This is a genomic window from Aliiroseovarius sp. (genome assembly GCF_030148435.1).
GTDB lineage: Bacteria > Pseudomonadota > Alphaproteobacteria > Rhodobacterales > Rhodobacteraceae > JASBTN01.
In genome coordinates, this window is the sequence record NZ_JASBTN010000085.1 from 1 (window position 1) to 7,887 (window position 7,887).

Genomic DNA, 7,887 nt, shown 5'->3' on the forward strand with positions numbered 1-7,887 from the left:
CGTGCTCGGTGGCGGCCAGGGCGACAATGCCAGCACCGCGGCGCAGGCCTTGAACATGCTGCGCGGCGGGCTGTTCAACCGCGGCGATGATGCCGCCCCGCCACAGTTCACCGCCACCCGCGCCTCGCTGCGCGAGGCGGGTATCACGCAGCCGGTGCTGGTCGCCAGAATCGAGGCGCTCGGCATCTCGGCGGGGCTTCTGCAATACCAGGAGGTGCGCGGGGCCATTGTCTGGCGCAGCCTGGATGGCGATACGATCACCACCGCGGGCGGGCTTTTGCGCAACACGCGCGGCTTCGGCACCGATCTGCACAGCCTGGAAACGGCACCGCTGGCGCAGGCCCTGGCCGAGGGCAATGCAACCGAATATGCGCGTCTTTTCAGAGGCTTGAACGGGTTGAACCAGGTTGAGACGCATCGGCTCTATTGCCGACTGGAACCACAAACCCGTGAACGCGTTGACGTTCTGGGGCGCAGCTATGACACGCAGCGCTACCAAGAGACCTGCCATGCGCAGGGCCGCCCCGCTCCGATCTTCGTCAACACCTATTGGCGCGGCGCAGGCGGCACGATCTGGCAATCGCGGCAATGGGCGGGGTCGGATCTGGGCTATGTGGCGCTGGAAGAGGTGCGGAATTAGGCATGTGACGACCCACATGGCGATTTTTGGCCAAACCCGTCCCTCCTTTGTTGAACTGCCCCCCTGCCCGTGATAAATCCGACAGTGAAATGAATTGGAGACCGGCTCGATGAAACTTTCGAAGACCTTTCTGGCTGTCGCAACGGCAGCAACCTTCGCCGCAACCGCGGCAAGCGCAATCTCTGTCGACCAGTGCAACGAGCTTGGCGGCGCAGTGAACCTGGCCACCGGGTCCTGCACGCTGACCGCGGCACAGGCCGAACGCGGCCGCGCGCTTGGCTACCTGCCCGGCGGCGCAACCACCACCACGACCGCTGGTCTGGGTGGCACCGCCGTGAACGCTGGCACCATTGCCGCCGCCGCGGGCGGCTTGGCCTTGGCCGTGATCCTGATCGGGGATGACGATTCCTCGGGCTCGACCACCACGACCACGGGCACCAGCGACTGAACGGCGCATCGTCTGAAAACGGAAAATGGCCTCCTTTCGGAGGCCTTTTTTCATGGATGACCGCCGCCCCCGGGATCAACGGGATCAAGCGGCCCTGAAATCTGGGGAAAGGCTGCATGGAAAACGCCAAGCCTGATCTTGTCCGGTTCGCGATCGAGAAAGGATATTCCTGGCATCTGGGGCGGCATCCCGCCCCGGCGGAGATTGATGCCTGGCAGCGCGAGATGGAGGTCAGCGGCCTTGACAGGTTCGATGTGGTCGAACGGATTTCGCGAAGCCAGGAAGCGCATCAAAAACACCCTGCACGCCGGTTTGACGCGTATGAAACCGGCCCCTTCATCCAACTAGTCTACCTGCTGACAAAAAACCGTCTTCCCGATGCGCTGGAGATCGAACGGCAGCGTATCCGGTTGGCGGGCACGCTGACCCGCCAGAACCTCTTCGACGAAATGTCCATGGCCGCCTTTGCCGAGCTTGAGGCAACGGTGCTCCAGGATACGCCGCCCTCCTACGATCCGGGGCGGTTTCGGGTCATGGGAACGACCCGGATGGTCGGCACCGAGGACTGGACCGCGGCCAAGGAAGACCTTGCCGACCGGGCCGAGGATGCGCCGCCCGCCGTCGCCATCAAGGCCAGGCAGGATGATGGGGTGGATCCGGCCGCAATCGGCGGGTTCGCACCGCTTGCCAAGGATCAGCGCGTGTCCGTCCTGGTCAGCCTCTACAAGGCCGGGCAATTCATCGAGAGTTTTCTCGACTCGATGATCGCGCAGACGATCTTCGAGGATCATGTCGATGTGATCATCGTGGATGCGGCCTCGCCTGAGGGTGAAGCCTCGGCCATCCAGGCCCGCCAGGCAGAGCATCCGAATATCCTGTATCGCCGCCTGTCTGAACGGGTGACGGTATATGAGGCCTGGAATACCGCCATCGGCATGGCGCACGGGTCTTACCTGACCAATGCCAATCTGGATGACCTGCGCCGCCCCGACAGCCTGGAGATCCAGGCACGTATCCTGTCCGCGCTCCCGTTTGTCGATGTCGTCTATCAGGATTTTCTCTATACGCTCGACTATGGGCTCGGGTTCGATCATCTTTCGCAAATCGGAATCAAGAGCGATCTACCATTGGTCACGCCCGAGAATATCATGCGCGAGAACGCCCCCCATAACGCGCCGATGTGGCGCCGGTCGCTGCATGATGACCTGGGCCTGTTCGATCCCGCCTTCCACTCCGCCGCCGATAATGAATTCTGGGCACGGGCCGCGCTGGCGGGGAAGTGCTTTTACAAGAGCAACAGCCCCCATACCGCCTATTTCCAGAATGCCGACGGGCTTTCGACGCGGCGCGGATCGCGCGGGCCGCAGGAAGCGCGCGAGATCTGGCAGCGCCACGGGCGAGCGGCGGTCGATGAGGCCGTCATCTGTAACGATGCTGCGTTTCTGGAGCTGTTGGGCGGGCGGTTCGACTCGCCCCCCTCGACCGCCGTCAGCCGGGCCGAGATGACCCATCGCGCGCTTGTCGGGCTGGCCGCCGCGCGCTGGCCCGAGCGGAGCTGATGCCGGTGATGTCTGCGAAACGGACCCATACGGGCGCCCCCGTCAGAGTGCTGGTCGATGCCGTCGCGGTTGCCGCCCTGCCCGAAAGCGGCGCCGCGCGCTATTGCCAGGCCCTGAGCCCACGCCTGATGGCCGCCCGAAGCCTGGATGTCCTGGTGCTCGATAGGGGCGGGCTGAGCGATCTTGCCGCCGTGCCGGCCGCGACCCGTATTCCCTTTCCGATGGTTCAGTCAAGCTGGTCCGGCCCTGTGGATTCGGCTTTGATTCAGCGGGTATGCGACCATTATGATATTGATGTCGTTCTGGGCAGCTTGTGGACCACACCGCTGAAGACACCCTTGATCAGCATCGTTCAGGATATGGTGGCACAGTTGCGCGATCTCGCGCCGATGCATCCCTGCGATGTCGAGAAGGATCTTGCCCTGACCTATGCGGCGCGACTGCTGTGTCCCTCGGAGCAGACTCGGGACGATGTTGTCTCATTTTACCCCGAAAGACCGCCGGAAACGGTCCGGGTGGGCCACGCGGGGCGCGAGGAGGGCCGGTTCGAGCCGGTATCGCAGAATCGGGTCGAGGCGTTCAGGCAAACGCAGGGTCTTGGCGACGATTATGTCCTGTGTCTTGGCGCGCCTTGTGTTCCGGATCCGCGAGAATCCCTTGCCACCACCCTTGCCGCCATCGGGCAGATCGATTTCGGGCCACTCGATATCCTCTGCATCGGGCAGGTTCCGGAGGCGCTTCGCGAGGAGGCCGGCGTGCGGGTGACCTTTCTCGATCCCGGCCCCGGTCTCGACCTTGCCGCGGCCTATTCCGGGGCCATGGCGCTGTCCTTCCCGGTGGCCCGCGCGGGCGCGGGGTTGCCGGTTCTGGACGCCATGGCCCGCGGCTGCCCGGTCATCACCACAACAGCGGGGGCTTCGGACGAAATCGTGAAAGAGGCGGTTGAGATGGTGCCCGCCGATGATCCCGGAGCGCTGACAGCGGCGCTATCGCGGCTTGCATCCGAGCCGTGCCATCGCAAGGGCCTGATCCACCGCGGCAAGGCCTGGGTCAGGGAGCAGGACTGGCACCAGACCGTGGAGATCCTGATCGACATGATTCACGAAACCGCCACCGATCCTCACGACCCGGAGTTCCATGACGAATGGACCCGCCTGCGGACCCTGCAATCGCGCTTCCTCTAGGTGTTCAGTCCCGGCATCCGGTGGATCGGATTTAGGATGAATCGATCTGGTTCTGATGTCCAGATTTTGCAGACGTATTCGTAGGGGGTGAGGCCGTTGAGCGTCTTCAAACGCCTTGCGAAGTTGTAAGCATCAAGAAAGTCCGCAAGATGGCTACGAAGCTGCGTGTGGCTGTCGCCCGGCGCGGGCGCGGCGGGCGGGTTCTGCGCGTCGAAGCCCTGCACGCTCGGTGCACGAAGAAATCGAGCCGGCGCAGCGCCTCGTTGTGGATAACGTGCTTCTGGGCCTGGGCCGGTTGCAGGTAGGGCAGGTCGAGGCGGGGCGAGGTCTGCGACATGGGCGCTCTCCGGGAATGGTGGCGGGTGGCGGCCAGTCTAGGGACAGAAAGGTTGAGGGTTTCGCGCCGCGGCGCGCGGCGCGTTAACCATCGGTCCGCCCGGTCTTGATTTTCCCGCGGCACTGACGTACCGGGGCGGCACCCCTGTCGAAGGACCCGCCCCATGGAGTATCCCGTGCCCGCCGATCCGGCCTCGCCGCTATTGCGGTTCCGCGACCTGCATGCAGGCGCGCGCGCGGTGATCGTGTGCAACGGGCCCTCGCTCAACCACATGGACCTGTCGTTCCTGCGCCGCGAGGTGACCTTCGGGCTCAACAAGATCCATCTCGGGTTGCCGCGCTTCGGCTTTTATCCGCGCTACCTGGTGGCGGTGAACGACCGCGTCATCGCCCAGGAGGCGGCGGCCTTTCGCGCGATGACCTGCATCAAGTTCCTGACCTCGCGCGCCGCCGATCTGCTGTCCCAGGATGCGCTGACCTATCACATCCATACCACCGGGCTTGGGGGGCGGTTCTACCGCGACATCACGATGGGCGTGCACGAGGGCCATACCGTCACCCACGCCGCGCTTCAGATTGCGTACTACATGGGGTTCTCGGAGGTGGTGATCATCGGCATGGATCACCGTTTCGAGGCGCACGGCACCCCCGATGCGCCGCAACACCTGGCCGGACCCGACCCCAACCATTTCAGCCCCGATTACTTTCGTGACCAGACCTGGGATCTGCCCAACCTGGAGGAATCGGAAATCTCCTACCGCGCCGCGCGCGACATCTATGCCGCCGAGGGCCGCCGGATCGTCGATGCCACCCTGAACGGGGCCTGTGATATTTTCGAAAAGGTTTACTATAAGAAGTTATTCGGCATATGATTTTGATCTGTTCCATGACCCACAGCCGGGGCTGCCGGCATTTTTCGTGTCATCTTGTGCCGTTACAGGGGGGCGTGTTGATTAAGCCCTGCTCTCCTTATTATAGGGAAACGACGTTATTATGGGGGCTGTAGCCATGCTGGCCAGCATTGTCATTCGGACATTGAATGAAGCCAGGTATCTCGGTGACCTGCTGGCCATGATCGCACGGCAGGAAACCGCCGGGCTGGACCATGAGGTCGTGCTGATCGATTCGGGTTCCACCGACGACACCGTCAAGATCGCGCGCGAACACGGCGCCCGCGTCACCACCATCTCCAAGCAGGAATTCTCCTTTGGCCGGTCGCTGAACATGGGCTGCGATTTCGCCCGGGGCGATATCCTGGTGTTCATCTCGGGCCATTGCATCCCCGTCGACGAACATTGGCTGCAAAACCTTTGCCAGCCGCTGATCGACGGTGTGGTCAGCTATGCCTACGGCCGCCAGGTCGGCGACGATGACAGCTATTTCTCCGAACGCCGGATCTTTGCCAAGTATTTTCCCGAATCCTCCGCCGTCCCGCAGGAGGGATTTTTCTGCAACAATGCCAATTCCGCGATCACCCGCGAGGCCTGGGCCGCGCATCGCTTCGACGAGGAATTGACCGGACTCGAGGACATGGCCCTGGCCAAGGTGCTGGTGGACGCGGGTCACCAGGTCGGCTACGTGGCCGAGGCATCGGTCTTTCACCACCATTCGGAAACCTGGACCTCGGTGCGCCGTCGCTTCGAACGTGAGGCGCTGGCGCTGCAACGGATCATGCCCGAGGTGCAGCTGAGCCGACTCGACGTGCTGCGCTATATCCTCTCCAGCATCTGGCTGGACTGGCGTTCGGCGGCGCGCAATCACCACCTGCGCGCCCATTGGTACGACATCCTGCGCTACCGGGTGGCGCAATATGCGGGATCCTATGTAGGCAACAACGATCAGCGCCGTCTATCCCAGACCCGCAAGGACCGCTTCTTCTATCCTTCCGTCAACGAAAGTGAATCCCTCAATGCCTGGCTCAAGCCGAACCGTCGCCCTTCTCCCGATGAAAGCCAACAGCCAGCGGGTGAAACGTAAGAATTTCCGCCCGCTGCACGGCAAGCCGCTGTTCGCCTGGATCCTCGACAGCCTGCTGGCAATCGAGGACATCGACGCGGTGGTGATCAACACCGACGCGCGCGACATCCTGGCCGAGAACGGGCTGACCGAGGGCCCGCGCGTGATCATCCGCGACCGCCGCCCGGAGCTGTGCGGCGACACCGTGTCGATGAACCTGATCCTAGCCGACGATATCGCGGCGATTGAGGCGGATACCTACCTGATGACCCATACCACCAACCCGATGCTGTCGGCGGACACGATCCGCGGCGCGCTGTCGCTTTACCACGAGAAACAGGGCGCAGGGCAGGCCGACAGCCTGTTCACGGTCAACCACATCCAGACCCGGTTCTACCGCGCGGACACCAGCCCGGTGAACCACGATCCCGACAACCTGGTGCAGACCCAGGATCTCGAACCCTGGTTCGAGGAAAATTCCTGCCTCTACATCTTCTCGCGCGAAAGCTTTGCCGCGACGAATGCCCGCATTGGCCGCGCGCCCGTGATGTACGAAACGCCGGGCTTGGAAAGCGTCGATATCGACACGCCGGACGATTGGGATCTGGCCTGTGCGGTCGCCGCCATCAAGACAAACTCAGCAAGGGCCGCCGAATGATGAAGGACATACTCGTCACCTGCCCGCCGATGCTGGGCCAGATCGGCCGCTTCATGAATCCCGCCGCCGAGAAGGGGCTGAAGCTGCATCCCGCCCAGGTCACGCAGATCCTCAGCGAGGAAGAACTCAAGGATCTGCTGCCGGGCTATGACGGCTGGATCATCGGCGACGACCCGGCAACCCGCGCGGTGTTCGAAGCCGGGCAGAAGGGCCGCCTGCGCGCGGCGGTGAAATGGGGCGTCGGGGTCGACAACGTGGATTTCGGCGCCTGCCGCGACCTGGGGCTTCCGATCACCAATACGCCGCAGATGTTCGGCCAGGAGGTCGCCGACATCGGCGTGGCCTATGTGGTCGGGCTGGCGCGCCAGCTTTTCGCGATCGACCGCGGCGTGCGCGCGGGCGGCTGGCCGAAACCGGCGGGCATCTCGCTGGCGGGGCGCCACGCCGGCGTCATCGGCCTAGGCGACATCGGGCGCAACGTCGTGACCCGCCTTCAGGCACTGGGAATGCAGGTCACCGCTTATGATCCGGGGATCGAGGGCGACGCCGGCATCGCGGGGCTGCAACGCGCCGCTTGGCCGGAAGGGGTGGAGGATATGGATTTCCTGGTCTTCACCTGCGCGCTCAACTCCCATAACCACCACATGCTGGACGCGGACGTGCTGGCGCGCTGCCGCCCCGGCATCCGCATCGTCAACGTGGCGCGCGGGCCGCTGATCGACGAGCCCGCCCTGGTGGCCGCATTGCAATCGGGGCAGGTGCATTCCGCCGCCCTCGACGTCTTCGAGGTCGAACCGCTGCCGATGGACAGCCCCCTGCGGGACATGGAGCGCTGCATTTTCGGCACCCATAACGGCTCGAACACGATCGACGGGGTGATCCGCGCCAGCCACGCGGCGATCGGGCACCTGGCGGGTTTCCTAAACCCGACCGGCTGAGTTTTTTCTGAGTATTCATTGAAGATGAGCAAGAAAAATATCTATGTTGTCGGCCAATCGTCCGAACAGGGGTTCTGGGACGATCTGGTTTCGCGTCTGACCTGGTATTTCACGCCCTTCCTGGACCGGATCGAGCGCATCGAGGTGGCGGCGGAGCCGGCCCAGATC

8 protein-coding genes and 1 pseudogene are annotated in these 7,887 nt (G+C 63.6%); 8 read left to right on the plus strand and 1 reads right to left on the minus strand.

The window, feature by feature from the left end; genetic code table 11:
- The 4 genes from Q1V43_RS16035 to Q1V43_RS16050 form a co-directional block, all read left to right on the plus strand.
- Positions 1-640: YjbF family lipoprotein (locus tag Q1V43_RS16035; protein WP_300520238.1), on the plus strand; the 640-nt coding region annotated here is incomplete at its 5' end.
- Positions 641-749: 109 nt separating this feature from the next.
- Entirely contained in the window at positions 750-1,088 is a 339-nt protein-coding gene (locus Q1V43_RS16040; RefSeq protein ID WP_300520241.1) for a hypothetical protein, read from the plus strand.
- Positions 1,089-1,204: 116 nt separating this feature from the next.
- Positions 1,205-2,647, plus strand: a complete 1,443-nt coding sequence (locus Q1V43_RS16045) for a glycosyltransferase (protein ID WP_300520243.1) — start codon at positions 1,205-1,207, stop codon at positions 2,645-2,647.
- A gap of 47 nt (positions 2,648-2,694) precedes the next feature.
- Complete coding sequence (locus Q1V43_RS16050; RefSeq protein ID WP_300520246.1) at positions 2,695-3,831, plus strand: glycosyltransferase; 1,137 nt, start codon at positions 2,695-2,697, stop codon at positions 3,829-3,831.
- Here Q1V43_RS16050 and Q1V43_RS16055 read toward each other — a convergent pair.
- A pseudogene (locus Q1V43_RS16055) lies at positions 3,828-4,004 on the minus strand (IS481 family transposase); the annotation flags it as partial. The gene Q1V43_RS16050 and the pseudogene Q1V43_RS16055 overlap by 4 nt on opposite strands.
- Positions 4,005-4,331: 327 nt before the next feature.
- Here Q1V43_RS16055 and Q1V43_RS16060 point away from each other — a divergent pair.
- From Q1V43_RS16060 to Q1V43_RS16075, 4 genes are all read left to right on the plus strand, one after another.
- Positions 4,332-5,039, plus strand: coding sequence for a 6-hydroxymethylpterin diphosphokinase MptE-like protein (locus tag Q1V43_RS16060; RefSeq protein WP_300520250.1), 708 nt, complete (start codon positions 4,332-4,334; stop codon positions 5,037-5,039).
- A gap of 136 nt (positions 5,040-5,175) precedes the next feature.
- Positions 5,176-6,144, plus strand: a complete 969-nt coding sequence (locus tag Q1V43_RS16065) for a glycosyltransferase family 2 protein (RefSeq protein ID WP_300520252.1) — start codon at positions 5,176-5,178, stop codon at positions 6,142-6,144.
- Positions 6,134-6,781 (plus strand): acylneuraminate cytidylyltransferase family protein, encoded by a 648-nt coding sequence (locus tag Q1V43_RS16070; protein ID WP_300520255.1) that lies wholly within the window; start codon positions 6,134-6,136, stop codon positions 6,779-6,781. Before Q1V43_RS16065 ends, Q1V43_RS16070 begins: the two co-directional genes overlap by 11 nt.
- Entirely contained in the window at positions 6,778-7,719 is a 942-nt protein-coding gene (locus tag Q1V43_RS16075; RefSeq protein ID WP_300520260.1) for a phosphoglycerate dehydrogenase, read from the plus strand. Before Q1V43_RS16070 ends, Q1V43_RS16075 begins: the two co-directional genes overlap by 4 nt.
- Positions 7,720-7,887 lie beyond the last annotated feature (168 nt).

Excerpts from the sequence above, each read along its gene's own strand:
- Q1V43_RS16075 (WP_300520260.1), top strand. The coding sequence starts at position 6,778 with ATGATGAAGGACATACTCGTCACCTGCCCGCCGATGCTGGGCCAGATC.
- Q1V43_RS16045 (WP_300520243.1), top strand. The coding sequence starts at position 1,205 with ATGGAAAACGCCAAGCCTGATCTTGTCCGGTTCGCGATCGAGAAAGGA.
- Q1V43_RS16065 (WP_300520252.1), top strand. The coding sequence starts at position 5,176 with ATGCTGGCCAGCATTGTCATTCGGACATTGAATGAAGCCAGGTATCTC.
- Q1V43_RS16060 (WP_300520250.1), top strand. The coding sequence starts at position 4,332 with ATGGAGTATCCCGTGCCCGCCGATCCGGCCTCGCCGCTATTGCGGTTC.
- Q1V43_RS16040 (WP_300520241.1), top strand. The coding sequence starts at position 750 with ATGAAACTTTCGAAGACCTTTCTGGCTGTCGCAACGGCAGCAACCTTC.